The sequence below is a fragment of the Samsonia erythrinae genome (genome assembly GCF_004342665.1).
Lineage (GTDB): Bacteria > Pseudomonadota > Gammaproteobacteria > Enterobacterales > Enterobacteriaceae > Samsonia > Samsonia erythrinae.
This window is the reverse complement of the sequence record NZ_SMBY01000001.1, coordinates 693,474-717,991: the sequence shown is the minus strand read 5'-3', so window position 1 is coordinate 717,991 and position 24,518 is coordinate 693,474. Positions and strand designations below refer to the sequence as shown.

The following is a 24,518-nucleotide window of genomic DNA, read 5'->3' as shown; positions in this document are numbered from 1 at the left end:
TTTCATTATCAGTATCCGTTTTGCTGAACATACTCATCAATATTTTCAATCGTTTTTTCCATCAACAATTGCAACGATGAAGCGGACGTCCAGGCAATATGTGGGGTAATCAATAAATTAGGCTGTGTTTTTGCGACCGCCATTAATGGGTTATCTTTTTCCGGCGGCTCTTGCGTCAGGCAGTCCAACGCGGCCCCCGCAATACGGCGCTGACGTAATGCCTCTGCCAGCGCGCGCTCGTCAATCAGCCCGCCTCTGGCCGTATTAATGATAAACGCCGTCGGCTTACACAGCGTCAGCGTATCCGCATTAATCAGATGCTGCGTGTGCGTATTTAACGGGCAATTGAGTGAGATGACGTCAGCCAGTCGCAGAACCTCCTCGAACGGCAAATAACCAGAGCGGCACAAAGCAATGCCACGACGCTCGGCAAAGATCACCTTCATTCCCAACGCCTGAGCCAGACGCGCCACTTCCCGCCCGATCGCCCCCGCGCCAATGATGCCCAACGTAGAACCCGCGATATCTTTTACCGGGTGATCAAAGTAAGTAAACTGCGGCTGGCTGGCCCAGCGATCGCTGAGCTGATCGTGATACCACGCCATCAGGCTGTGCTTCAGCGCAAAAATCATGGCAATGACATGCTCAGACACCGCTTGCGTAGAGTAACCCGGCACATTCCTGACCGCGATCCCCAGTTCTCTGGCAGCCTCCAGATCGACGTTGTCCATCCCCGTCGCCGTCACGGCAATCAGTTTGAGCGCAGGCAACGCCGACAGCATGTCGCGCGTTAAGAGGGTTTTATTAGTGATAATAACATGGCTGTCTTTTGCCCGTTCGATAACTTGATCGGGCGAAGTATGGCTGTATTCAATCCATTCATGGCGGCATTGTGGACGCCTAAAACTATTCTTTTTCAGGAAAATGGTTTCAGGCAGTGCGCCTTTATCCAAAAAGGTAATTTTTAGCATTATCGCACCCTGGTTACTATTTGCACACTGAGTTCTGGTTACGGATATCAACGGCTTCACATTCGGAAATCACGAAAGGTATTCTTATACAAAAATAACTAATTAAATTTTTGTACCGGGCAAAACAGTAAATGAATTAATTGTGTCACGCTTACTGCCTCCTCAGCCTTCATCTCTCCGTCATGTGAAGCGTAGTCAGCATTAAAGCAATTCACAATACCTAATAGAATGAATTTCACTTATCGACATTGTTCTCGTCAATATTCAGAAATATCACAAAATAGGTATCCTTGGATGCCTATCTTTTTACATAAAATTTATAAGAATGGAACATGGCAGGAGGGAAGAGATGATACGGGCATTGCGCCCGTATCATTAGTTGCAGAATTTAGAAAGTATAATCCATCGCGATAAAGTACCGCCGACCATCTTCGTTATACGTGTAGTCGTCATAGTGCAGATCTTTATCCAGCAAGTTCTGTATCCCCGCCCGCCATTTAACTGCTTTTGTCATTTGATAACCCGCGCCAATATCCCACATCGTGTAGCCGCCTGGGGTTCTGCTGGTGCTGGTTGTCGCTCTGCGTTGACCGGAGTAGTTCGCCGACAGATAAAAGGACCAATCCTCCACGGGTTGCCAGTCAAGCGAACCGTTAGCCGTATGGAACGGGAGTGAACTTAACGGTTTGCTATCACCATTGCTCAAATCCCGACCATCGTTGTAAGTATAGTTCATCGTCAGCTTAAGCTGCTCATTGAGCGGAACCTTCAGTTCGGTTTCCACTCCTCTCACGCGGGCTTTATTCACGTTGTAGTAGCGGAATACAGGTTTACCGTCCTTGTCTAAGCCCACATAGTTAGGATAAGAGGGAGCCTCGTTGACATTGCGCGTGCGGTTGACCGAAATCATGTCCTTCACATCATTTTGGAACACGGTCAGGCTGGCATTCACACCATCGAGCCAGCCCTCTTCTCCCGCATAGTAAACGCCTAATTCCACACTTTCGCTGGTTTCCGGTTTGAGATTTGGATTGCCGATAATCTGGCAGTCACCGCGGCAGGAGCCGGTTTCCCACTCTGGGCTCAGCTGCAACAGGGAAGGCGCTTTAAAAGCGTTAGCCCATCCGCCTTTTAATGTTACGGTCTCCGTCGCGTTATAGACCAGATAAGCGCGTGGGCTCCAGTGATCGCCGTATTTTTGATGGTCGTCCATGCGGACGCCGGTCGTCAATGCCAGCGGTTCGAAAATCCGCCACTCATCTTCGATAAATAGCGCACGCTGCGTCGCCGCCGTTCGCCCCGATCCCGTCAGATTGACGCTATCCTCAAGCTTTTCCTGTCGCCACTCACCGCCAAACGTCAACATTTGGTTAATGTCGCTCAACGGCAGCACGATCTTACCATCGACGGCATGATTCTTTGCCGTAATCATCTGTCCATTGTGATTATCGATTTTGTCGCCATAAACGCGCATTTCGGTATTACCGAAAGCCCACTTTCCGTTATGGCCAATCGCATAGTTTTTGCGATCCAACCGGTTTTTATTCAATGAGTCAGAATCACGATCCTGACGATCGTAGCCATAGCCGAACGTCATATCCTGATTTTCAGCCGGTACTAACGCAAACTCGATATTGGCGTTACGGTTCGTATGCCCTTCGATACGGCCTGCCGTTCCACTCTGTGCGGTGCTGGACGGCTGCGCATCATCTTTTTCTCGCTTGCCGACGTTGCCATAGACTTTCACGCCGAGCACATCGTCAATTAACGGGCCGCTGGTGAAAAAACTGCTGTTGTAGCTATCGCCACGATCGCGGTGTTCCTGAACCGTCGCATCGACACTCACGGTTCCTCGCCAACTTTTACCGACTTTCCGCGTAATAATATTGACGACGCCGCCGAGTGCGTCCGAACCGTAAAGTGACGACATGGGGCCGCGCACGACTTCGATGCGTTCAATCGCATCAACGGGTATCCAGTTAAGGTCGAAGTCATTATGACGGAATACCGCCGTTCGTGAATTAACGCGCTTACCATCAATCAAAATCAGCGTATATCCGCTACCCAGCCCGCGGATACTGATGCCTTTGCGATTGTCCGCTTCGTTAGTGAGCTGTACGCCGGGCACATCTTTGAGCACATCCTTCAGATTTTGGACCGGTTTTTTTTTCAAATCGTCTTGTGTGATGATACTGATGCTTGCTGGCGCATCTTTCAGGTTCTGCTCGGTCGAAGACGCCGTGACTACAACGACATCCTCCTGACCGGCGGCCATGATGGGTGACGAAACCATTGAGACCAACGCCAATGCCACGGATTTTCTGATAGCCATTACCATTACTGAATGTCCTCAAGATAGATAATTACATTGAGTTTTTTTGTCGAAGACATTGTAATTATTAATACGTAAGTGTAAATAAAAATTAATATCATTTTCATACGCAATTAACGACTGTGCTACGGGATAAGCAGACGAGTAAAAACAGCCCGTTAAAAACACTTTTTCAGGACGAGCGGCGTTGTGGATAAACAACCATAAAGAATCAGAGTGAATGAATTTGATGAACTTCAGCGGGGAACAACGAAAAAGGCGTGAGAAACGTCTGGCGATAGCGCAATATCAGTAAAAAAAAGTGGCTCTGCCAGAGAGCCACCGGTGAGACCGCATTAACACAATCAGTCTTTATAATCGGGGAACGTCATGTCCTGATATTTGATGAAGCGTGACCCACGATACAACTTATAACCAAGCCAAATCAGCAGGAACAGCGGGATGCCAATGTACGTCGCCGTGACGCCATACCAGTCAATTTTATCCTCCAGAAAGGCCTGATAGTTTTGCCCCAGCGTGATGATCAGGCAAAGCGCAAACGCAAAGATCGGCCCCAACGGGAAGAAACCCGACTGATAGGGCAGACGGTTTAGATCGTGACCTTGCATCACGTAGCCACGGCGAAAACGATAATGACTGATCGCAATCCCCAGCCAGGCAATAAATCCCGTCATGCCGGAGGTGTTCAGCAACCACAGGTATACCGTCTGGTTGCCATACAGGGAAGACAGAAAACACAGCGCCGCCACCACGGTTGTCGCATACAGCGCGTTCCGCGGCACGCCGCCTTTTGACAGCTTAGCGAAAATGCGCGGCGCCTTGCCTTCGGATGCCAGCGTAAATAGCATTCGCGTCGAGGCATACATCCCGGAGTTGCCCGCCGAGAGCACCGCCGTCAGGATAACGGCATTCATCACGGCCGCCGCGGACAGCAGGCCGGCATTCTCAAACACCAGCGTAAATGGGCTGACCGTAATGTCTTTCACATCGTTACGCAGCAGATTCGGATCGGTGTACGGAATAATTAAGCTGATAATCAAAATCGCGAAGATATAGAACAGCAGAATGCGCCAGAACACCTGGCGGATAGCGCGCGGAATGTTTTTCCCCGGATCCTGAGATTCGCCCGCCGCTACGCCGATCAGCTCCGTTCCCTGAAAAGAGAAGCCGACGATCATCGCCACGCCAATCATGGCGGAGAAGCCGCCGGCAAACGGCGCATCGCCGATTGTCCAGTTGTGGAACCCGGCATCTTCCGCTCCGCCCATGATCCCCACAATCATCATCACGCCAACCGCGATGAAGATAATGACCGTCGCCACCTTAATCAGCGAGAACCAGTATTCCGCTTCGCCAAATCCCTTCACGGAAATGTAGTTCAGCAAGAACATCACCATCAGGAACAGCGCACTCCAGATCCAGCCCGAGACGTCTGGGAACCAATACCCCATCACCAGCTGTGCGGCCACCAAATCGACCGCGATGGTCACAGCCCAGTTATACCAGTAGTTCCATCCCAGCGCGAAGCCGAATCCTTCCTCCACATAGCGGGAACCATAGCTGGAAAACGAACCTGAAACCGGCATAAACGCCGCCAGTTCACCGAGGCTCGTCATTAAAAAATAGACCATCAGCCCAATCAGGGCATAAGACAGGAGCGCGCCACCGGGGCCAGCCTGAGAGACCGTCGCGCCAGAGGCGACAAATAATCCCGTGCCAATCGAACCGCCAATGGCGATCATCGTTAAATGCCGTGCTTTCAGCTCACGGCGCAGGGTGGGTGCGCCCTGTGTAGTTTGTTGAGTATCTTGCGGAGCCATCGTTATCCTACATGCCCGTGCTTAAATCGAGGCGGGATTGTAGCAAATCGCCCTGCAAGGGATAGGTAAGATCGTCGAATTATAAGAGAGGTTAATAACTCCCTCCCAATCATTAGCAGTACGAAATCTTTCCGTTAAGCCGCTTCACAGCAATAACTCAGGAAACGCTTTAACACATTTGAAAGATGCTTTTGTCGGTGGTGAACCAGATACAGGGTACGCGTGAGCGTTGGCAACGGCACGGTTAACTCCACCAGCGTTCCTGCCGCCAACTGTTCGGCGATCACATGTCGCGACAGGCAGCTAATGCCAATCCCGTGGCGCACCGCATGCTTAATCGCCTCAGAATTGCCGAGTTCCATCACCAGATGGAAATGCGACAGGTGCGTCAACAGCAGATGATCCAACACTTCACGCGTGCCCGAACCACGTTCGCGCAGGATCCAATTCGCCTCCGCCAGCGCCGCTAAGGATACCGGCTGCCGGCTAAGCGGATGTTCAGGGGCGCAGAACACCACCAGCTCGTCTTCCAGCCAGGGCTGCGTAATCAAATCGGGGTGATGACAAGGCCCTTCGATCAGACCCAGATCGACGCTGAATTCAGATACCCGAGTGATGACATTTTTCGTGTTGCCGACATGCAACTCCAGGGGAATGTCAGGGTAGTCATGGCGATAACGGGCTATCATCGCAGGCAACAAATAATTGCCAATCGTGCTGCTGGCATAAATACGCAACGCACCATTGTCATGGCGGAAGAGCTGTTCAATTTCCATTGATTGTTCAAGCAGCGCCAGCGCCTTGGGATAGAGCAAGCGGCCATGTTCATTAACAACCAGACGCTTACCCACGCGATCGAAAAGCTGAACGCCCAACTGCCCCTCTAAATCCGCCAGCGCCGCGCTGACGGCAGATTGGGACAACGCCAGCACGACAGAGGCCTGCGTCGTTGAGCCGCTTTTCAATACTTCGGCAAAAACTTCCAGTTGACGTAACGTGATATGCATAGTGCGCTCTTTATCTGAAATACCTATAGGTTGTAACTATATAATCAGTTTAGCTTTTAATCTCTTGGATTATAAGCTGAATTGTCCATTCGGTACTTCCAGTATTACAGACACAACGCGATAACGCGTTTCACAGCCGGTTTCACCTCTGGCCAGCGCAGTTCGTCTGACCGGACGGCGCTAAACGCCGTTTCCCAACCCTGTCCCGTAAGTTTAATCACTTTTTCTTCCCTCGCCCGGGCAAATGTTCCGAAAGTCGCTTCCGGCCAGCGTGTATCTGGCGAGCCTCAACGAGCGCGAAGCGCATATTTGTTACACTCACGACAAATTTTTTCTCTGTTAACGTCTCATTAACCTGTCGGACGATGCCATAATGCTGCCGCAACCAGAGGAGAGCAACATGAAATATATCGGGGCACACGTCAGCGCGGCAGGGGGCGTCGATCAGGCCGTCATTCGCGCCCATGAAATAAAAGCCACCGCCTTCGCGTTATTTACCAAGAACCAGCGCCAATGGCAGGCCGCGCCGCTCAGTGCCGATCTTATCGCGCGTTTTAAAGCCGCCTGTGAGCAATACGGATATACCTCAGCACAGATCCTGCCTCACGACAGTTACCTGATTAATCTTGGTCATCCGGACGATGAGGCGCTGAATAAATCCCGCGTCGCCTTTATTGATGAGATGGCGCGCTGCCAGCAGTTGGGATTAAGCCTGCTGAATTTCCATCCCGGCAGCCACCTCAAACAGATAGAAGAAGCGGACTGTCTGGCACGCATTGCCGAATCGATCAACATCGCGCTGGCGGCAACGGAGGGCGTCACCGCCGTGATTGAAAATACCGCCGGACAAGGCAGTAACCTGGGATTTCGCTTTGAACATCTGGCGGCCATCATTGATGGCGTCGAAGACAAAAGCCGCGTCGGCGTCTGTATCGATACCTGTCATGCTTTTGCTGGCGGTTACGATCTACGAACAGAAGCCGATTGCGACGCCACCTTTGCCGAATTCGACCGGGTGGTTGGGTTTCAGTATCTGCGTGGAATGCATTTGAATGATGCGAAGAGCGCGTTCAACAGTCGTGTTGACCGTCACCATAGTCTGGGAGAAGGCAACATCGGTAAAACCGCGTTCAGCTATATCATGAAAGATGCGCGTTTCGACGGTATTCCGATGATTCTGGAAACGGTCAACCCCGATATCTGGGCTGACGAAATCGCCTGGCTCAAATCCGAAGCGTAATGCTGATGACACGATTGAACAGTGCGTAGTGTCGCCTCTAAAAAGGAAATGCAGACATCTCAGAGCGACAAATCGTGTCGTTAACCCACCGAACTCCGAAGGCATGACGGGCAGCGTGCAAAAAACTAGCGCCAGTGAGGATTCTCCTCACTGGCGCTATTTTCATACGCATCCTGCCGTTTGAAATTGGTGATAAGCAGACTTAAGCGACTTTCGCCTGTTGCTCATCAGGGCGCTTCAAGAACGCATACAGCACGCCAGCGGCAACAGTCCCAGCGATGATTGCAAGCAGGTAACCGATAACCGGCGTAATCGCTCCCGGGATTAGCAGCACGAACAGACCGCCATGAGGCGCCATTAACTTAGCACCGACCGCCATGGACAGCGCTCCCGTCAAGGCTCCGCCGATAATACAGCAAGGAAGAACACGCATGGGATCACGAGCGGCGTAAGGAATCGCCCCTTCGGAAATAAAGCACAGCCCCAGAATCAGCGCCGCCTTACCCCCTTCACGTTCGGTCGGGTTGAATTTCTTGCCCGCCAGTAATGTCGCCAACCCCATCGCCAGCGGCGGCACCATACCGGCCGCCATGACAGCCGCCATCGGCGCGTAAATCTGACTGCTGAGCAGGGTCGTACCAAAGACGTAAGCCACTTTGTTAAGCGGTCCGCCCATGTCCGTACACATCATGCCGCCAAGAATCGCCCCCAAAATGACCGCATTCGCCGTTCCCATTGATTGCAGCCAGTCGGTTAACCCTGTCAGAATTTTTGCCACCGGCGTCCCAACTGCATAGACCATAATCAGCCCCATGATCAGCGTAGCCAGCAGCGGAATAATTAAGATGGGTTTAAGGGCAGACATACTCTGCGGTAAATTGATGTGTTTATTGATCGCTCTTGCGATGTAACCGGCGAGGAATCCCGCGATGATCCCCCCCAGGAAACCTGCGCCCATCCCAACGGCTAGAACGCCGCCAGCTAACCCAGGAGCAAGACCGGGACGGTCAGCAATCGAGAAGGCAATGTACCCCGCCAAAAGTGGGACGATCAAGGTAAATGCCGCATCACCGACCATTTTAAGCGCCGCCGGCAATGTTCCCGGCTCTTTAAACGCTTCAATGCCGAACATAAATGACAGCGCGATGCACAAGCCCCCAGCCACCACAGCCGGCAGCATATAGGAAACGCCGGTCAACAGATGACGATACGGACCTGTGCCCCCTTTCTGACCCGACTCTGTGCCGCTGGATTCGCTGACGTTGCCGCTAGGTTGATAAACCTTCGCTTCAGCAAACGCTTTATCAAGCTCCTGCGCCGTTTTTTTCAGCGCCAGCCCCGTCGAGGTGCGATACATTTTCTTACCGGCGAATTTTGCCAGATCGACTTCAATATCCGCGGCGACGATTACCAGATCGGCCTGCTCAACTTCTTCCGGGGTGATCGCATTGCCGGCGCCAACTGAACCACGCGTTTCGACTTTTGCCCACCAGCCACGTTTTTTTGCTTCACTTTCAATGGCTTCAGCGGCCATGAACGTGTGCGCCACCCCTGTCGGACATGCGGTGACGGCAACGATGCGCTTAAGACCCGCCGCTTGCTGAGCGGCAGCCGGTTCAACAGAAGGCGACGCTGCTGCGTGGTACGCCGTTGCCTCCGCTTGCGCCTTCGCCAAAAACTCAGCCGGCTGCGTGACAGCCTGTTCAATGTCACCGACATAAACCTGCTTGCCATTCAGCGCACTGTCCGCCGCAGCGGATGCGCCCAGCACAATTGCCAGTTCAGCGTCGTCAGGTTGTTCTGTAAACGTCACCCCTGCTTTCGCAGCGGCAGCACTGAGTAGGTTCTTCACCAGTTGGCTTCTCGCCAGTCCGAGTGATTTATCCAAAATCAGCAGCGTTTTCATTGTTTATCTCCTGCTGTGTCAGTTAAAAGGCTTCAGATCGACACGCGCCATCATCGCGGCCAACTGAGGACGATCGGTAATACCAACATTACTTTGGCTAACGGCCAGCGCTGAAACCGCCGTCGCCAAACGTAAAGTATGCTCACTGGATTCACGCATTAATAAGCCATAAATCAGCCCCCCTACCATGGAGTCGCCAGCACCTACCGTACTGACCACTTCACAGGCCGGCGGCAGCGCCCGCCATGCGCCGGACGCATTCACCCACAGCGCGCCTTCCGCGCCCAGCGAGATCACCACGTGCGCAATCCCCTGTTCACGCAGCGCGTGAGCGGCATCCACCACATCGGCCAGCGTCGGTAATTTACGCCCTGCCCAAATCTCCAGTTCCCGGCGGTTAGGTTTGACCAACCAGGGAGACGCTTTCAGTCCCGCCACCAGCGCTTCACGGCTGCTGTCGAAAATGATGCAAGGACACTGGCTGCGCAGACGCGACATCCAGTCGGTAAACGCATCGGGGTCCACGCCGGCGGGGAGGCTGCCGCTCACCGCGACCATATCAAACTGCCCCAGCCAGCTTAGCGAGTCATTGACGAAACGCTGCCAGTCCTGCGGTGTGACTTCAAAGCCGGAAAAGTTGAAGTCGGTGACCTCGCCCTCTTTTTCCGTCAATTTGACATTAATACGCGTGCGTCCCGGCACAACCTGAAAACGGTTGGCAATGCCCAGCTCGCTGAACAATTGCTGAAAACCATCCTGATTGTCTTTACCCAGAAAGCCACCTACCGTGACATCAATCCCGAGATCTTTCAGCACTTTGGCAACATTGATCCCTTTGCCAGCGGCGTGCAGACCCGCTGTCTGGACCAGATTGACCTCGCCTTTTTCGATTTCCGGGCAATAGCCAACCAGATCGTAAGCTGGATTCAAGGTGATTGTGGCGACTCTCCTGCTCATGCTGCCCCCTCACCCAACCCGGATGTAATCGCCTCGCCAATGGCGGCCAATGCCTGTTCCGCATCATCGCCGCTGGCGGTGAAGCGCAGTTTATGACCTTTTTTTACACCCAGCGCGACGACTTTCATCAGGCTGCGACCATTTGCCGGCTTACCGGTGCCATCCAGATTGGTCACGGTAATCTCGCTGCTGAACTGTTTAATCACGTTCACCAGCATGGTGCCCGGACGCGCATGCAGACCGTGCTCATTGCGAATGGTAAATTCCGCCGTCAGCACTTCGCTCTCTTCCGGGACATCGCTGGTCAACAAGGCCAGCAGGGTTGGGGCGTCCGCCGTCAGCAGACGTTCCGCTTTTTGCGCAATCAACAGGTTGCTCAGATAATCGATAGGCGCGAACGCCTGATCGTCAGCGGCGGCGACCGTGACCAGTAAGGCCACGTTTTCCCCGTCGACGCTGAAAGGCGTCGCCGGGCGCGCGACTGCCGCCGCGCTGCCGAGGTTGCCGACGGCGCTGTCACTGAACCATACGCCCTGCCCCAGATTCAGCGGCTTGTTGCTGACGGCCGTGCTGACGAAGCTGGCATCCGCCGCGCCCACCTGCTGAAGACGTCCGGCGTTCAGCGCCTGAAGCGTCAGCAGATTGTCGGTCGCCACATCCAGTGCAATCAGCGAGGTATCAAAACGGAATTCCGCCAGTTGCTGTTCACCCATCAGCAGGCTACGCAGTTCTTCTGCGGAAGTGGTGCTTGCCAGTCTCGCCGCCACGCGATCGTCGCTCAGGACGTGAGTCAGTTGACGCAGCAGGGCCAAATGTTCATCCGATCGGGCTGCAATGCCCAACACCACATAAGCGGTTTGATCTTCACCCCAGGCGATACCCTGAGGAAACTGGAATACCTGAACCCCGGTCTTCAATACCAGATCGCGGGTATCGGTCGTGCCGTGAGGGATAGCAATGCCGCTCCCCAGATAAGTAGATGTTTGCTGTTCGCGCTGTAGCATGCCGTCGACATACCCCGCGTTAACGCACCCGGCCTCGGTCAGTGCTGAAGCAACAAGCTGTATGGCTTCCTGCTTATTACTGGCCACTGCGCCTAAATGAATATCTTGCTGTGACAACTGGAACATGGCTCTCCTCTCTTGCTGAAAGTTGAATCGTTTCAGCTTTTATGAGAAAAAAATGTGGCGATTATTAGGTCGTTTCAAAAGACATACCGCTGAAACGTGTCAAAAGTCTTATTCTATTACAGCATTTATGCAAGCGCTCTGCGCTTTTGATATCGCAAAATTTTGACATTACGCACATTTTAACGCCGAACCGGCACGCCAGTGAATCAAGATCATCAAATTGCTGAAGCCGTGCTGAAGAGAAAAAATGAAACAGGATTTTTGTTTCATGATAAACCAGCGTATTATGCCGCGTTCGAAACATTTCAGCCTATTTCCCAAACGCCATCAATTATGTTCACGCCTATAAACACAACACGACGCCCGATTGATTTGACGTCGTCTGCCTTCCTGATTATCGCTTTTTTGACCGGGACGGCCGGCGCGCTGCAACTTCCCACGCTTAGTCTCTTTCTTTCCAGCGAAGTACAGGTTCGTCCTTTTCTGGTGGGCATGTTTTATACCGGCAGCGCGGTTATCGGGATCATGGTCAGCCAAATACTGGCGACGCGATCGGATCGTCAGGGCGACCGCAAGTCGCTGATCTTCTTCTGCTGCCTGTTAGGGGCGCTGGCCTGTATGCTGTTTGCCTGGAACCGCAACTATTTTATTTTGCTCTTTATCGGCGTGTTACTCAGCAGTTTTGGGTCGACGGCAACCCCACAGCTTTTTGCGCTCGCGCGGGAGCATGCGGATAAAACGGGTCGCGAAGCGGCCATGTTCAGTTCGGTGCTGCGCGCCCAGATTTCACTGGCCTGGGTCATCGGCCCGCCTATCGCCTTTGCGCTGGCGCTCGGATTCGGCTTTACGGCGATGTACCTGACCGCCGCCGCTGTTTTTATCTTATGCGGTATTTTGGTCAGACTTTTTTTACCCTCCATGCCCAAAATTGTGGGGGAAAAACCAGCCACGCTGGAATCGCCCCGCCGTAACCGGCGGGATACGCTCCTGCTGTTCATTGCCTGTACTCTGATGTGGACCTGCAACGGGATTTACCTCATCAACATGCCGTTATATCTGCTCAATGAACTGCATCTACCGGAAAAACTGGCGGGGATCATGATGGGCGCCGCCGCCGCACTGGAAATTCCGGTCATGCTGATCGCCGGCTACGTGGCTAAACGCTTCGGTAAACGTTTCCTGATGCGTCTTGCCGTGACCTCCGGCCTGCTCTTCTTCGGCGGTATGCTGGTGCTTGAGGGAGAGATTGCTCTGCTGGCATTACAGGGGCTGAACGCTATCTTCATCGGTATTCTGGCAGGGATCGGCATGCTTTATTTTCAGGATTTGATGCCCGGACAGGCAGGCGCAGCCACCACGCTATTTACCAATACCACGCGCGTCGGATGGATCATCTCCGGTTCGCTGGCCGGGATTGTGGCTGAAATCTGGAGTTACTACGCCGTGTTTTTCTTCGCCCTGCTGATGATCACCGGCGCCGCATACTGTATGTGGCGCATTAAAGACGCCTGATGGGGCGTTCAGGGCGCCGTCTCCGCTTCCAGGCGGCACAGATAAATCAGCGCCTCGTCGCGATGGCTGAAACACATGTCCGCTCGCGGCTGTAACCCCGCGCAGACGGCAGGCCGATGAGGGGAATGGAATAAACCGCAACGCATCGCCGCATCAAGGTGGATACAGGGCGTGTTGGCGGGTTTGCCATGCGGCAGGCCCGGCATCGGCGTTGAAATCGAAGGGGCAATGCAACAGGCGGCACAATGGGGGCGACAGTCCATCAGCGAGCTCTCCGGTGGGCTGGCAAAGAAAGAGAACGCCACGATAGCACCCCTTCCCCCCAAAACCAATCTCAGATCATGTTCCCGATACCACGCGACTTGCACGGCACCAAAGGCGTGAGGCTCAGGGAGACGGCGGGTCACGCAGCCAACGGACAGGAAATCTGAAGGATGACGAGGATATGCTTGCCTGAACGCGTCGGCGCGAGTAACGTGTCGCCACAAAAATCTCACTCCTTATCACAGGTCTTTTTATGGCAAGAGCGAACGAAATTAAACGCGGAATGGTCATTAACTACAACGGCAAGCTGCTGCTGGTCAAGGATGTCGACATCCAAAGCCCCAGCGCCCGCGGTGCCAGCACGCTGTATAAAATGCGTTTTTCCGACGTGCAAACAGGGCTGAAAGTAGAAGAGCGTTTTAAAGGCGATGACATTCTGGATACCATCACTCTGACGCGCCGCGCTGTCACGTTTTCGTACATTGATGGCGACGAATACGTTTTTATGGATGATGAAGACTACACGCCTTACAACTTTAAAAAAGAACAAATTGAAGAAGAACTGCTGTTTATCCCTGAAGGCGGCATTCCCGGGATTCAGGTCCTGACCTGGGACGGTCAGATTATCGCGCTGGAACTGCCGCAAACGGTGGATATGGAAATCGTTGAAACCGCGCCGGGCATTAAAGGGGCATCTGCCAGCGCCCGCAACAAACCGGCAACCCTGAGTACCGGCTTGATTATTCAGGTTCCGGAATACCTCAGCTCAGGTGAAAAAATCCGTATTCACATTCCCGAACGCCGCTATATGGGGCGCGCAGACTAATATCACACACTGCGCCATTGACCAGAGGATTGTCGCCGGGGATATCCGGCACACTTCAACCCGCATCGGAGCCTGTTATGCTAACGAAAGTCAACCTGATCACCGGATTCCTCGGCAGCGGAAAAACCACGACGATTCGCCACCTTCTGTCACAAAAACCCGAAGGTGAAGTCTGGGCGGTTCTGGTCAACGAGTTTGGTGAGGTGGGGATTGACGGGGCTTTGCTCGCGGACAGCGGCGCAGTACTGAAAGAAATTCCCGGCGGCTGCATGTGCTGCGTCAATGGTCTGCCGATGCAGATTGGCCTGAACATGCTGTTGCAACAAAAAAAACCACACCGTCTGCTTATTGAACCAACCGGTCTTGGTCATCCGAAACAGGTTCTGTCATTGCTGACGAGTGATATCTATCAGCCATGGCTGACATTACAGGCCACGCTATGTCTGCTGGACGCGCGCCAACTCAACGAAGCTCGCTATAGGGAAAACGAAAATTTCCGCGATCAACTCGCCTCTGCCGACATCATCATCGCCAATAAGCGGGAGAGCTACCGCCCCGACGATCTTGCAGCCCTACAACAGTGGCGCCAGACAAGCGGCGGAGGCCGGCTGCTTATTGAAGCCAGCCAGGGTAATATTGATCGGGAATTACTCGACCATGCGCGCCAGAACCTGAACGAACTTCCCGATGGCGCTCACCATCACGCGCATAAGTCCCCAAAGGGACTGGCAGCACTAAAACTGCCGGGCGGCCAATCATGGCGGCGCGCGCTCAACGAAGGACAGGGTTATCACGCCTGCGGGTGGATATTCTCCCCTGAAACCACCTTTGATACCGCAGCCCTGCTGGATTGGGTGCGCCTTTCCCCCGTTGGCCGGGTTAAGGGCATCATGCATATAAAAGAAGGCACCCTCCTCATCAACCGTCAGGGGCACGATCTGCATATCGAAACCCGGGCGACGCCGCCGCTTGACAGCCGTATTGAAGCGATCAACGAGACACCTGCGGAATGGAACGCATTACAAACCACTTTGTTAAAGGCGCGTTTAACTAACGTCGATTAATCTGGCGTTTTCATTTCCGGCTTTTAGCACATGTCACTGACTCGCCTTTGCGCTATTTTAGCGCTCAATGCGTTAGGCATTGGTTTGTTTTTGTCCTGGTATCTGATGAAGCATCATGGCTTTTGGTTTACGCTCGACAGCCATATCTTCTTCTATTTCAACCACCTTCTGGTTGAAAGCCCGGCCTTCTTACAGTTGGTCGCCGTAACCAATAACCGCGCCTTTGACGGTTGCTCACTCATCGCCATGGGGCTGTTATACCTGTCGTTTTATCTGAAAGCGTCGCCTGTAGAACGGCATCGCCTGTTCATCATCGGTATCGTCATGCTGTTAACCGCCGTCGTACTGAATCAGGCGGGCCACTTACTTCCCGTGAAACACGCCAGCCCGACGCGCTACTTTCACGGCATCAACCGCGTTTCAGACCTGACGGGGATCCCCACCAAAGACGCCTCTTCGGACAGTTTCCCCGGTGACCACGGCATGATGCTGATGATTTTTTCCGCCTTTATGCTGCGTTATTTTACCCGAACCGCATTTGCAATCGGCGTCGCCATTGTGGTGTTCTTTTCGCTGCCGCGCATCATGATTGGCGCGCACTGGTTTACCGATATCGCGGTAGGATCGTTTTCCGTTGTGTTAGTCGGCCTCAGTTGGTGGTTATTAACCCCGGCATGCGATGCGGCTATCGCCGCGCTCAGCCGACTGTTACCGTACAAACCGGCAGAATAAGCCTGTCTGCTTTCTGATTCTTTCTATCGCCATTTTTTGTGTGAATACATCATTAAATCTTATAAATAAATACTTAAAACTACTCGCAATCTTTTCATTGTTACGGTAGTCTCGTTCGAGTTTGCTTTTTAGCACGCAGTCTGCTACCAGCGGCAAGCGAAAATGTGCATTCATACACACTTTCGCTAATGAGTGTTTGGCTAACATGACACGCTGATTTAGTCTGTGTTTCGTTTTCGTTTGGCATTGATGCCCCGGTGATGCGGGGATATGACATAGCGATACTTATCGTTAAGGACAGCAAGGGAACTCAACAACAATGGTCAAGTCTCAACCGATTCTGAGATATATCTGGCGGGCGGTCCCTGCCGTCGCGGTGGCAATGATGCTCTCCGCATGTGGAAGTAACAGCGCGTACCACCATAAACCTCAAACTGATATGCGTGCAGTTAATGACAAAGATGGTCTTTTACTGCAAGCCTCTCAGGATGAATTTGAAGCATTGGTTCGTAACGTCGACATCAAGTCTAAGTTGCTCAACCAATATGCCAGTTGGAAAGGCGTTCGTTACCGTTTAGGTGGCGACAGTCGTCGTGGTATTGACTGTTCGGCTTTCGTGCAACGCACGTTCCGCGAACAATTTGGCATGGATTTACCGCGTTCTACCTATGAACAACAAGAAATGGGCCAGAAGGTTCAACGCAACAAACTGCGCGTTGGCGACCTCGTTCTGTTTCGCGCGGGCTCGACCGGGCGCCATGTTGGTATTTACCTCGGCAACGATCAGTTCGTCCACGCGTCAACCAGCAGCGGCGTGATGATTTCCAGCATGACGGAAGGCTACTGGAGCAAACGTTATCAGGAAGGACGCCGCGTTCTGAGTAAAGGAACAAACAGCTAATCAACCCGCTCCCTTGCTATGAATGGTGCTGTTAACCAACAAACGAGACGATATCAATGCCGCTTAGCCAAGCGGCGTTTTTTTAGCGTTTTTTACCCGTTCTTCTCCCGCATACTCCCCTTCTGACAGGCCAGACAAAATTTTCCGGCCCTAACAGACTGAAACATTAACAGACCGTGATTAGAGTAGGTTATCGCCTGATTTCATGATAAAAAAGAAATACGTCGATTCCCGCGGGGAATGTTAATTATTTCAATAGCTTTTTGCCGAAAAAATCGGCATTGCCGACGTTACGCGATGGAATAGTTGTCTCAAGACTTCCAGCCAGTTTACGTCCGCTCGCAGGAGATTACCGCCCGATGTCAACACGCGTTATCGCCGCCCTACTGCTTTGCGCCACCCAGTTTGGGCTCCATGCCGAGACGATTGAACATAGCACTCGCTTTGCACTTTTGGGTGAACCCAAATATGCCGAGAACTTCAGTCATTTTGATTACGTTAACCCTGATGCGCCAAAAGGCGGCAGCATCACGCTCAGCGCCCTGGGTACTTTTGATAATTTCAACCGTTACGCGCTGCGCGGCCTTCCGGCTGCGCGTACTGAGCAGCTCTACGATTCGCTCTTTGTTGCCGCAGAGGATGAGCCAGGCAGCTATTATCCGCTGATCGCCGAGAAAACACGCTACCCGGCGGACTTCCACTGGATTGAAATAGACATCAATCCCAAAGCCCGCTTTCACGACGGCTCGCCGATCACCGCTGCCGACGTCGCGTTCACCTACAATATGTTTATGACGCAGGGCGTGCCGCAGTTCCGCATCTATTTTAAAGGTATTACGGCAAAGGTTGTGGCGCCGCTAACCGTGCGTTTCGATTTTCCGGTTCCCGATAAAAACCGCATGTTCAGCCTGCTGACGTCGCCCGTCATGCCGCAGGCGTTCTGGAAGAACCATAAATTCAATGAACCGTTAGGGTATCCGCCGCCTGCCAGCGGCCCTTATCGCATTACCGCTTATCGTACCGGACAATATGTCACCTATTCGCGGGTAAAAGACTATTGGGCCGCCGACCTGCCGGTCAATAAAGGTCAGTACAATTTCGATAAAATCCGCTACGACTACTATCTGGACGACAGCGTCGCGCTGGAAGCGTTTAAAGCCGGCGCTTTTGACCTGCGAGAAGAAAGATCGCCCAAACACTGGGCGACGCAATATCAAGGCGGCAACATTGCGCGCGGCTATATTATCAAACAGGATCAGGTCAATCAGGCCGCACAGGATACGCGCTGGCTGGCATTCAATCTTCAGCGGCCGCTGTTTCAGGATCGCCGGGTACGTCAGGCGTTAGCACTGGCATTCGATTTCAACTGGATGAACAAGGCGCTGTATTACAACGCCTATCAACGTACCGACAGTTATTTCCAAAACACCGAGTATGCCGCCAAAGGCGAACCCAGCGCCGGGGAGCTCTCCTGGCTGACACCGCTGAAAGACAAAGTGCCCGCTGAAGTGTTTGGTCCCAGCTATCAACCACCTGCCTCCGACGGCAGCGGCTATGACCGACAAAACTGGCTTAAGGCCTTAAAACTGCTGGAAGACGCCGGCTGGGTACTGAAAGACCAAAAGCTGGTGAACCGTAAAACCGGGCAGCCCTTTACGTTTGAACTGCTGTTGCCAAGCGCAGGCAACTCACAATATGCCCTGCCCTTTCAGCAGAGTCTGAAAAAACTGGGGATTACCATGAACGTGCGTAATATTGATAGCACCCAGTTCAACAACCGTATCCGCAAACGGGATTTCGATATGACGGCAACGGTTTACAGAGCGTTCCTCTACCCCAGTGATGACCTCGAAATTTATTGGAGCTCGCAGTATATCGACTCGACGTACAACAGACCCGGCGTCAGCGATCCCGCCATTGATTCGCTTATCGCCGAAATCGTAAAACACCAGGGACAAAAGGCGCCGCTAGTGGCACTAGGGCGGGCGCTGGATAGGGTATTGATTTGGAACCAGTTCATGATCCCGATGTGGTATTCCAACCATGACCGTTTCGCCTACTGGAACAAGTTTGCCATGCCCGCCGTGCGCCCCGCCTATTCGCTTGGCCTCGACGGCTGGTGGTACGATGTCAAAAAGGCGGCCACGCTGCCCGCAGATCGACGCTAAGGAATCGAAATGGGAACGTATCTGTTACGCCGCCTCTTGCTGGTCATTCCAACGCTGTGGGCGATCATCACGATTAATTTTTTCATTGTACAAATTGCCCCCGGCGGTCCGGTAGATCAGGCCATCGCGGCCATTGAAATGGGACACGGCAGCGGCTTTACCGGCGGCAAAGGAATGGATGCCGTAATGGCGCGCGCCAACAACGCCCCCAATATCGAGAATACCTACCGGGGCTCACGCGGGCTCGACCCGGAAGTGATAGAGGAAATCACCAAGCGTTATGGCTTCGATAAACCGCTCCATGAACGCTATTTTAAACTGCTGTGGGATTATGTCCGTTTTGACTTCGGCGACAGCCTGTTCCGCGGTTCTTCGGTGATGCAACTGATTAAAGAGAGCATGCCGGTTTCCATTACGCTGGGGCTGTGGAGCACGCTCATCGTCTACCTGATTTCCATTCCGCTGGGCATAAGAAAAGCCGTCAGGAACGGCACGCCCTTCGACACCTGGAGCAGCACGCTGATTATTATCGGCTATGCCATTCCCGCGTTCTTGTTTGCGATCATTTTGATTGTGCTGTTCGCCGGCGGCAGCTATCTGGACTGGTTCCCGCTTCGCGGGCTGGTGTCCAGCAATTTTGATACCCTGCCGTGGTACAGCAAGATTACCGATTATCTGTGGCATATCGCCCTACCGGTTCTGGCTTCGGTGATTGGGGGGTTTGCCACCTTAACCATGCTCACCAAGAACTCTTTTATGGATGAGATCCGCAAACAGTATGTGGTCACCGCGCGAGCTAAAGGGTTGGATGAGAAGCGTATTCTCTATCGCCATGTGTTCCGTAACGCCATGCTGCTGGTGATCGCGGGCTTCCCCGCCACGTTTATCAGCATGTTTTTCACCGGCTCGCTGCTGATTGAGGTGATGTTCTCTCTCAACGGACTGGGTCTGTTAGGCTATGACGCCACGCTGCAACGTGACTATCCCGTCATGTTCGGCACGCTGTATATCTTCACGCTGATCGGTTTATTGCTGAACATCATCAGCGACATGACGTATACGCTGGTGGATCCGCGTATCGATTTTGAGGGACGCCAATGAGCCGTTTAAGCCCGATAAATCAGGCGCGCTGGGCGCGTTTTAAAAGCAATCGTCGCGGTTACTGGTCGCTGTGGATCTTCATGGCGTTATTTATCGTCAGCCTGTTTTCCGAGCTGGTCGCCAATGACAAACCGCTGCTGGTGAAATACAACGGCCAGTTCTATACGCCGGTGTTCGTTGATCACAGCGAGAGGACGTTCGGCGGGCAGTTAGATACCACCGCTGACTTCCGCGATCCTTACATCGCCGAACGAATCAACCGCCACGGCTGGGCAGTCTGGCCGCTGATTCATTATCGCTACGACACCATAAACTATGCCACGACGGCCTCCTTTCCGTCCGCGCCTGATGGGCAAAACTGGCTGGGCACGGACAGCCAGGGGAAAGATGTGGTCGCACAGGTTCTTTATGGCTTCCGTATCTCAATGCTGTTCGGTCTGGCGCTCACATTATTATCCAGCGTGATTGGCATCGCCGTCGGCGCGACACAGGGCTATTACGGCGGGCGTTTCGACCTATGGGGACAGCGCCTTATCGAAGTCTGGTCGGGTATGCCGACGCTCTTTCTCATCATTCTGATGTCCAGCGTGATTCAGCCGGACTTTTGGTGGCTATTGGCCATTACCGTGCTTTTCGGCTGGATGAGTCTGGTCGGCGTGGTGCGGGCGGAATTTCTGCGTACCCGGAACTTTGATTATATTCGCGCTGCGCAGGCGATGGGCGTCAGCGACCGCGCCATTATGTTCCGCTGTATGCTGCCAAACGCGATGGTCGCCACACTGACCTATCTGCCTTTTATTCTCTGCGGCTCGATCACCACACTGACATCGCTGGACTTTCTCGGTTTTGGCCTGCCGCTGGGCTCGCCGTCACTTGGCACCTTATTGCTGGAAGGGAAAAATAACCTTCAGGCGCCGTGGCTGGGCATTACCGTGTTTATGGTGCTTTCTATCGTGCTTTCCTTACTCATTTTTATCGGCGAAGCCGTGCGCGACGCCTTTGACCCCAGCAAGGCGCATTAATATGTCCAGTTCACCCTTATTGCAGATAGATAATCTCAGCATAGCCTTCCGCAAAGGCGACCAAGAGCAGCGAGTGGTCGACCGGCTTTCGCTGACGGTGAATGCCGGCGAAACGCTGGCGCTGGTGGGAGAGTCCGGTTCGGGAAAAAGCGTCACCGCGCTGTCGGTTTTGCGCTTACTCCCCTCACCGCCCGTGCTTTATCCGCAGGGGGATATCCGCTTCGCTGGGCAATCTCTGCTGCACGCGGATGAAAAAACACTGCGTCAGATACGCGGCAACCGAATCGCGATGATCTTTCAGGAACCGATGGTGTCGCTCAACCCATTGCAAAACATCGAGAAACAGCTGGCTGAAGTTCTTTCACTCCACCGGGGCATGCGCGCCGAGACCGCGCGCAGCGAAGTCATCGCCTGTCTGGATCGCGTCGGGATTCGTCAGGCGAAAAGCCGGTTGACCGACTTTCCACACCAGCTTTCCGGCGGGGAACGCCAGCGCGTGATGATTGCCATGGCGCTGCTGACCCAGCCTGACTTGTTGATCGCCGATGAGCCGACGACGGCACTGGACGTGACCGTGCAGGCGCAAATCCTGACGTTGCTCAACGAGCTGAAACAGGAAATGGGGATGAGCCTGCTTTTTATTACTCATAACCTGAATATCGTTCGCCGGTTGGCGGATAATGTCTCCGTCATGAAGGCCGGTCAGGCCGTCGAGCACAATACCTGTCAGCAACTTTTCAGCGCGCCACAGCATGACTACACGCGCCAGTTGCTGGAGGCAGACCCCGCTGGCGAGCCGCCTCCCCTAGAGGATGACGGAGAACCACTCCTGCGGGTGGAGAAATTGTGCGTCGCATTTCCCATCAAACGTGGCTTATTGCGCCGTACCGTGGACGAAAAGCAGGTTGTCAACAAGCTCAGCTTCACGCTACGCCGTGGCGAAAGTCTGGGGTTGGTGGGCGAATCCGGTTCAGGAAAAAGCACCACCGGGTTGGCGCTGCTGCGGCTGATTCAATCACGCGGCGATATCTGGTTTGACGGCCAGCCGTTGCAAGGGTTAACCCGTAAGCAGATGCTGCCCTTCCGCCGCCGGATTCAGGTGGTCTTTCAGGATCCCAACTCCGCGCTGAACCCACGGCTGAATGTCGACCAAATTATTGCCGAAGGATTGACCGTCCACCAAAAGTTGAGCAAAGCGGCGCGCGACCAGCGCGTGATTGAGGCGATGCAAGAAGTCGGGCTGGATCCCACCACCCGCTACCGTTATCCCTCCGAGTTTTCCGGCGGTCAGCGCCAGCGTATCGCCATTGCCCGCGCGCTGATACTGCAACCGGAGCTGCTGATCCTTGATGAACCCACGTCGTCGCTGGACAGAACGGTACAGGCGCAGATTCTGGCGCTATTGAGATCGTTGCAGGAAAAACACCGCATCGCCTATCTGTTTATCAGCCATGATTTGCAGGTTATCCGTGCGCTGTGCCATCAGGTTATCGTGTTACGGCAGGGTGAAGTCGTCGAACAGGGTGAGTGTAAACAGATCTTCATGCGTCCCGCTGAACGTTATACGCGGGAGTTGCTACAGTTCTCATCCTGAACGTGGAAAAGAGCGGAATAGCCGCTGCGCCTGCGCTGACGCTGCGGCTTAAAAGGGGTACTGCGCGGAGATCGATTCAGCAATAGCCACGCCCATATTTTTCAAGCGGCACATTGCGGTACTTTCATCCTTGCGGTGTAAAAACAGGCACGGTTCGCCTTCCCATTCCAGAACGGCACATTCAACCTGAATTTCAGACAAGGTCTCATTCAACTGGTGCATGATTTTCCATGCAAGATCACCATCATGGCTTAACAACTTGAAACCGCTCAGATTATTTTCTTCTTCTCGACCGCTCAGCGGGATCGGTTCAACGTTGACGCCTGCAAAACCCGATAACCAGCGATAACTTTGCGGCAAACGATGAACGACCGAAAGTTGGAAACTATCCACTACTGCTTTCCTCAGGTTAAAATTTCACAAAATAGCAACATACTTATCATAGTAGCGTGCTCCAGCGGTTTCCCGCCACTTTTAATGAGCAAAAAAACAACAATTTAACGTTTTGTAATTAACGAATTCACGAACACGCCTGATTGCAAGCACGATTAATGTAAGACAGATCACGAATCTCTCTTATTTTTGGGCTATATGTAACCTTTTCCACTTAATATCTCAACTATTTTTATTTCTTTTATTCACTTTTAAATCATTTTATTTACATTTAAAGAACAAGGACAAGCGGCTTAACGAGTCACCGTTAAGCCGTGAGAGAAAGGAAGAATGGGAATGCGGACACACCGTTCCGCGTCTGGAAATCAGGACGCCGTTGGCCGACTCACGTACAGATACAGCAGAAAGGCCCCTATCGAACAGATTGCCATCGAGAGCACCATTGGCCAGGCGCTGTCAAACGACGCCATCGACAGGATGATGCCGACCGTCGCTCCCAGACCAAAACGCAGCGTCCCCGCCAATGATGACGCCGTTCCTGCCATATGAGGAAAGCCCGCTAAAATCACCGCCATCGCGTTCGACCCAACCATCGCAATACAGCCAACGAATAGCGCGACACCCAACACCAGCGGTAAAAATCCCAGGTCGAACAGATAAACGATGAGTAGCCACAGGCCCATCGCAAACTGAATCAGCAGCCCTGCCCGGAACATCGCCATCGCCCCCAGCCGGCGTACATAGCGGCTATTGAACAACGTCACCGCAAACAGAAAGACGACGTTCAAAGCAAAGTAGTAGCCAAAATGCTGAGGTGAAACGCCGTACAGGTTGATATACACAAACGGCCCGGCGCTCAGGAAAGAAAACATCCCGCAAAAGGACAATCCACTCGCGATCATATAGCCGAATACCTGCCGATGGCGGAACAAAATGGCGAAATTCCCGATGGTCGTGCGCAGATGAAATGCTTGCCGTCTGGCTGGCGGTAATGTTTCCTGAATGAAAAAGAAAATCAGCGCAGACGCCAGAAAAGCCGCACCCGAGATCGCCCAGAAAATCGCATGCCAACTGAACCACATCAGCAGCCAGCCACCGGCGATCGGCGCAATCAGCGGCGCGACGGTCATCACCAGCACGACAAACGACATCATGCGAGAAAAATCATCCCGCGAGAACATGTCGCGCATCAGTGCATTAATCACCACCGCCGCCGCTGCCGCGGAAATACCATGCAGGAAGCGCATAAAGATCAGCTGCTCTACCGTTTGCGCCAGCGCACAGGCCATGCCGGCAAACGCAAAAACCAGCGTACCACCGAGGATCACAGGCTTGCGCCCCAGACTGTCCGCCATCGGGCCGTAGAACATCTGGCCGATGGCAAACCCCAGCACATAAGTGCTTAGCGTCATTTGGACATGCCCGTCTTCTACACCAAACTCATTGGCAATGGTCGGCAGCGCGGGTAAATACATATCGATGGCTAACGGCATCAGCATCGAAATCAGGCCAAGGATAAAAATCAGCCCGAAGTGTGAAGCACGGCGTAATCGCACCAAAAATCACTCCAGATGAAAA

Annotated in this window: 20 protein-coding genes; 10 read left to right on the top strand and 10 right to left on the bottom strand. The window is 53.2% G+C overall.

The genetic code is table 11. From position 1 onward, the window contains the following. Positions 1-8: 8 nt before the first annotated feature. From EDC54_RS03200 to yieE, 4 genes are all read right to left on the bottom strand, one after another. Positions 9-971 carry a 2-hydroxyacid dehydrogenase gene (locus EDC54_RS03200; protein ID WP_132453124.1) on the bottom strand — a complete coding sequence of 321 codons (963 nt, stop codon included), beginning with the start codon at positions 969-971 and terminating at the stop codon, positions 9-11. Positions 972-1,359: 388 nt separating this feature from the next. Beyond that, complete coding sequence (gene cirA, locus EDC54_RS03195; RefSeq protein ID WP_165904256.1) at positions 1,360-3,303, bottom strand: catecholate siderophore receptor CirA; 1,944 nt, start codon at positions 3,301-3,303, stop codon at positions 1,360-1,362. A gap of 344 nt (positions 3,304-3,647) precedes the next feature. Beyond that, positions 3,648-5,123, bottom strand: a complete 1,476-nt coding sequence (locus EDC54_RS03190) for an amino acid permease (protein ID WP_132453120.1) — start codon at positions 5,121-5,123, stop codon at positions 3,648-3,650. Between the two features lie 134 nt (positions 5,124-5,257). Beyond that, positions 5,258-6,130, bottom strand: coding sequence for a DNA-binding transcriptional regulator YeiE (gene yieE, locus EDC54_RS03185; RefSeq protein WP_132453118.1), 873 nt, complete (start codon positions 6,128-6,130; stop codon positions 5,258-5,260). 400 nt (positions 6,131-6,530) lie between these two features. Here yieE and nfo point away from each other — a divergent pair, with 400 nt between their 5' ends. Then, complete coding sequence (nfo, locus tag EDC54_RS03180) at positions 6,531-7,370, top strand: deoxyribonuclease IV (RefSeq protein ID WP_132453116.1); 840 nt, start codon at positions 6,531-6,533, stop codon at positions 7,368-7,370. 202 nt (positions 7,371-7,572) lie between these two features. On the opposite strand, the gene fruA is transcribed toward nfo, so the two are convergent. Genes fruA through fruB form a run of 3 tightly spaced genes read right to left on the bottom strand, consistent with a single transcriptional unit; the run spans position 7,573 to position 11,363 of the window. Continuing rightward, a complete protein-coding gene (fruA, locus tag EDC54_RS03175; RefSeq protein ID WP_132453114.1) occupies positions 7,573-9,276 on the bottom strand; it encodes a PTS fructose transporter subunit IIBC in 1,704 nt (567 codons plus the stop codon). Between the two features lie 18 nt (positions 9,277-9,294). Continuing rightward, positions 9,295-10,233 carry a 1-phosphofructokinase gene (gene fruK, locus EDC54_RS03170; protein WP_132453112.1) on the bottom strand — a complete coding sequence of 313 codons (939 nt, stop codon included), beginning with the start codon at positions 10,231-10,233 and terminating at the stop codon, positions 9,295-9,297. Then, positions 10,230-11,363 (bottom strand): fused PTS fructose transporter subunit IIA/HPr protein, encoded by a 1,134-nt coding sequence (gene fruB / locus EDC54_RS03165; RefSeq protein ID WP_132453110.1) that lies wholly within the window; start codon positions 11,361-11,363, stop codon positions 10,230-10,232. Before fruB ends, fruK begins: the two co-directional genes overlap by 4 nt. A 333-nt stretch (positions 11,364-11,696) precedes the next feature. On the opposite strand from fruB, the gene EDC54_RS03160 reads away from it, so the two are divergent. Beyond that, the gene (locus EDC54_RS03160; RefSeq protein ID WP_132453108.1) at positions 11,697-12,875 is read left to right on the top strand and encodes a sugar efflux transporter; all 1,179 of its coding nucleotides are present in this window, start codon (positions 11,697-11,699) and stop codon (positions 12,873-12,875) included. An 8-nt stretch (positions 12,876-12,883) separates the two neighbouring features. Here the strand turns inward: EDC54_RS03160 and EDC54_RS03155 are convergent, their stop codons facing one another. Then, positions 12,884-13,138 (bottom strand): YkgJ family cysteine cluster protein, encoded by a 255-nt coding sequence (locus EDC54_RS03155; RefSeq protein ID WP_132453652.1) that lies wholly within the window; start codon positions 13,136-13,138, stop codon positions 12,884-12,886. Positions 13,139-13,392: 254 nt separating this feature from the next. On the opposite strand from EDC54_RS03155, the gene yeiP reads away from it, so the two are divergent. The 8 genes from yeiP (at position 13,393) to yejF (ending at position 22,547) form a co-directional block, all read left to right on the top strand. Then, complete coding sequence (gene yeiP, locus EDC54_RS03150) at positions 13,393-13,965, top strand: elongation factor P-like protein YeiP (RefSeq protein ID WP_132453106.1); 573 nt, start codon at positions 13,393-13,395, stop codon at positions 13,963-13,965. Between the two features lie 77 nt (positions 13,966-14,042). Then, entirely contained in the window at positions 14,043-15,029 is a 987-nt protein-coding gene (locus EDC54_RS03145) for a CobW family GTP-binding protein (protein WP_132453104.1), read from the top strand. Between the two features lie 30 nt (positions 15,030-15,059). Next, complete coding sequence (locus EDC54_RS03140) at positions 15,060-15,761, top strand: phosphatase PAP2 family protein (protein ID WP_132453102.1); 702 nt, start codon at positions 15,060-15,062, stop codon at positions 15,759-15,761. Positions 15,762-16,080: 319 nt separating this feature from the next. Continuing rightward, on the top strand, positions 16,081-16,662 hold the full coding sequence (gene mepS, locus EDC54_RS03135) for a bifunctional murein DD-endopeptidase/murein LD-carboxypeptidase (RefSeq protein ID WP_132453100.1): 582 nt from the start codon (positions 16,081-16,083) through the stop codon (positions 16,660-16,662). 359 nt (positions 16,663-17,021) lie between these two features. After that, positions 17,022-18,830, top strand: a complete 1,809-nt coding sequence (locus tag EDC54_RS03130) for an extracellular solute-binding protein (protein WP_132453098.1) — start codon at positions 17,022-17,024, stop codon at positions 18,828-18,830. A 9-nt stretch (positions 18,831-18,839) separates the two neighbouring features. Continuing rightward, positions 18,840-19,931, top strand: coding sequence for a microcin C ABC transporter permease YejB (locus EDC54_RS03125; RefSeq protein WP_132453096.1), 1,092 nt, complete (start codon positions 18,840-18,842; stop codon positions 19,929-19,931). Further along, complete coding sequence (locus EDC54_RS03120; protein WP_132453095.1) at positions 19,928-20,953, top strand: ABC transporter permease; 1,026 nt, start codon at positions 19,928-19,930, stop codon at positions 20,951-20,953. The genes EDC54_RS03125 and EDC54_RS03120 overlap by 4 nt, the downstream gene beginning before the upstream one ends. A gap of 1 nt (position 20,954) precedes the next feature. Next, positions 20,955-22,547, top strand: a complete 1,593-nt coding sequence (yejF, locus tag EDC54_RS03115; RefSeq protein WP_132453093.1) for a microcin C ABC transporter ATP-binding protein YejF — start codon at positions 20,955-20,957, stop codon at positions 22,545-22,547. A gap of 48 nt (positions 22,548-22,595) precedes the next feature. Here the strand turns inward: yejF and EDC54_RS03110 are convergent, their stop codons facing one another. Together EDC54_RS03110 and EDC54_RS03105 are read right to left on the bottom strand one after the other, a co-directional pair. Continuing rightward, on the bottom strand, positions 22,596-22,940 hold the full coding sequence (locus tag EDC54_RS03110) for a YejG family protein (protein WP_132453091.1): 345 nt from the start codon (positions 22,938-22,940) through the stop codon (positions 22,596-22,598). A gap of 365 nt (positions 22,941-23,305) precedes the next feature. Continuing rightward, the gene (locus EDC54_RS03105; protein WP_132453089.1) at positions 23,306-24,496 is read right to left on the bottom strand and encodes a Bcr/CflA family multidrug efflux MFS transporter; all 1,191 of its coding nucleotides are present in this window, start codon (positions 24,494-24,496) and stop codon (positions 23,306-23,308) included. Positions 24,497-24,518 lie beyond the last annotated feature (22 nt).

Coding starts and splice junctions, on each gene's coding strand:
- fruK (WP_132453112.1), bottom strand. CDS start 10,233: ATGAGCAGGAGAGTCGCCACAATCACCTTGAATCCAGCTTACGATCTG.
- EDC54_RS03190 (WP_132453120.1), bottom strand. CDS start 5,123: ATGGCTCCGCAAGATACTCAACAAACTACACAGGGCGCACCCACCCTG.
- EDC54_RS03120 (WP_132453095.1), top strand. CDS start 19,928: ATGAGCCGTTTAAGCCCGATAAATCAGGCGCGCTGGGCGCGTTTTAAA.
- yeiP (WP_132453106.1), top strand. CDS start 13,393: ATGGCAAGAGCGAACGAAATTAAACGCGGAATGGTCATTAACTACAAC.
- fruA (WP_132453114.1), bottom strand. CDS start 9,276: ATGAAAACGCTGCTGATTTTGGATAAATCACTCGGACTGGCGAGAAGC.
- yieE (WP_132453118.1), bottom strand. CDS start 6,130: ATGCATATCACGTTACGTCAACTGGAAGTTTTTGCCGAAGTATTGAAA.
- fruB (WP_132453110.1), bottom strand. CDS start 11,363: ATGTTCCAGTTGTCACAGCAAGATATTCATTTAGGCGCAGTGGCCAGT.
- yejF (WP_132453093.1), top strand. CDS start 20,955: ATGTCCAGTTCACCCTTATTGCAGATAGATAATCTCAGCATAGCCTTC.
- EDC54_RS03145 (WP_132453104.1), top strand. CDS start 14,043: ATGCTAACGAAAGTCAACCTGATCACCGGATTCCTCGGCAGCGGAAAA.
- EDC54_RS03125 (WP_132453096.1), top strand. CDS start 18,840: ATGGGAACGTATCTGTTACGCCGCCTCTTGCTGGTCATTCCAACGCTG.
- cirA (WP_165904256.1), bottom strand. CDS start 3,303: ATGGCTATCAGAAAATCCGTGGCATTGGCGTTGGTCTCAATGGTTTCG.
- EDC54_RS03130 (WP_132453098.1), top strand. CDS start 17,022: ATGTCAACACGCGTTATCGCCGCCCTACTGCTTTGCGCCACCCAGTTT.
- EDC54_RS03200 (WP_132453124.1), bottom strand. CDS start 971: ATGCTAAAAATTACCTTTTTGGATAAAGGCGCACTGCCTGAAACCATT.
- EDC54_RS03155 (WP_132453652.1), bottom strand. CDS start 13,138: ATGGACTGTCGCCCCCATTGTGCCGCCTGTTGCATTGCCCCTTCGATT.
- nfo (WP_132453116.1), top strand. CDS start 6,531: ATGAAATATATCGGGGCACACGTCAGCGCGGCAGGGGGCGTCGATCAG.
- mepS (WP_132453100.1), top strand. CDS start 16,081: ATGGTCAAGTCTCAACCGATTCTGAGATATATCTGGCGGGCGGTCCCT.
- EDC54_RS03160 (WP_132453108.1), top strand. CDS start 11,697: ATGTTCACGCCTATAAACACAACACGACGCCCGATTGATTTGACGTCG.
- EDC54_RS03140 (WP_132453102.1), top strand. CDS start 15,060: ATGTCACTGACTCGCCTTTGCGCTATTTTAGCGCTCAATGCGTTAGGC.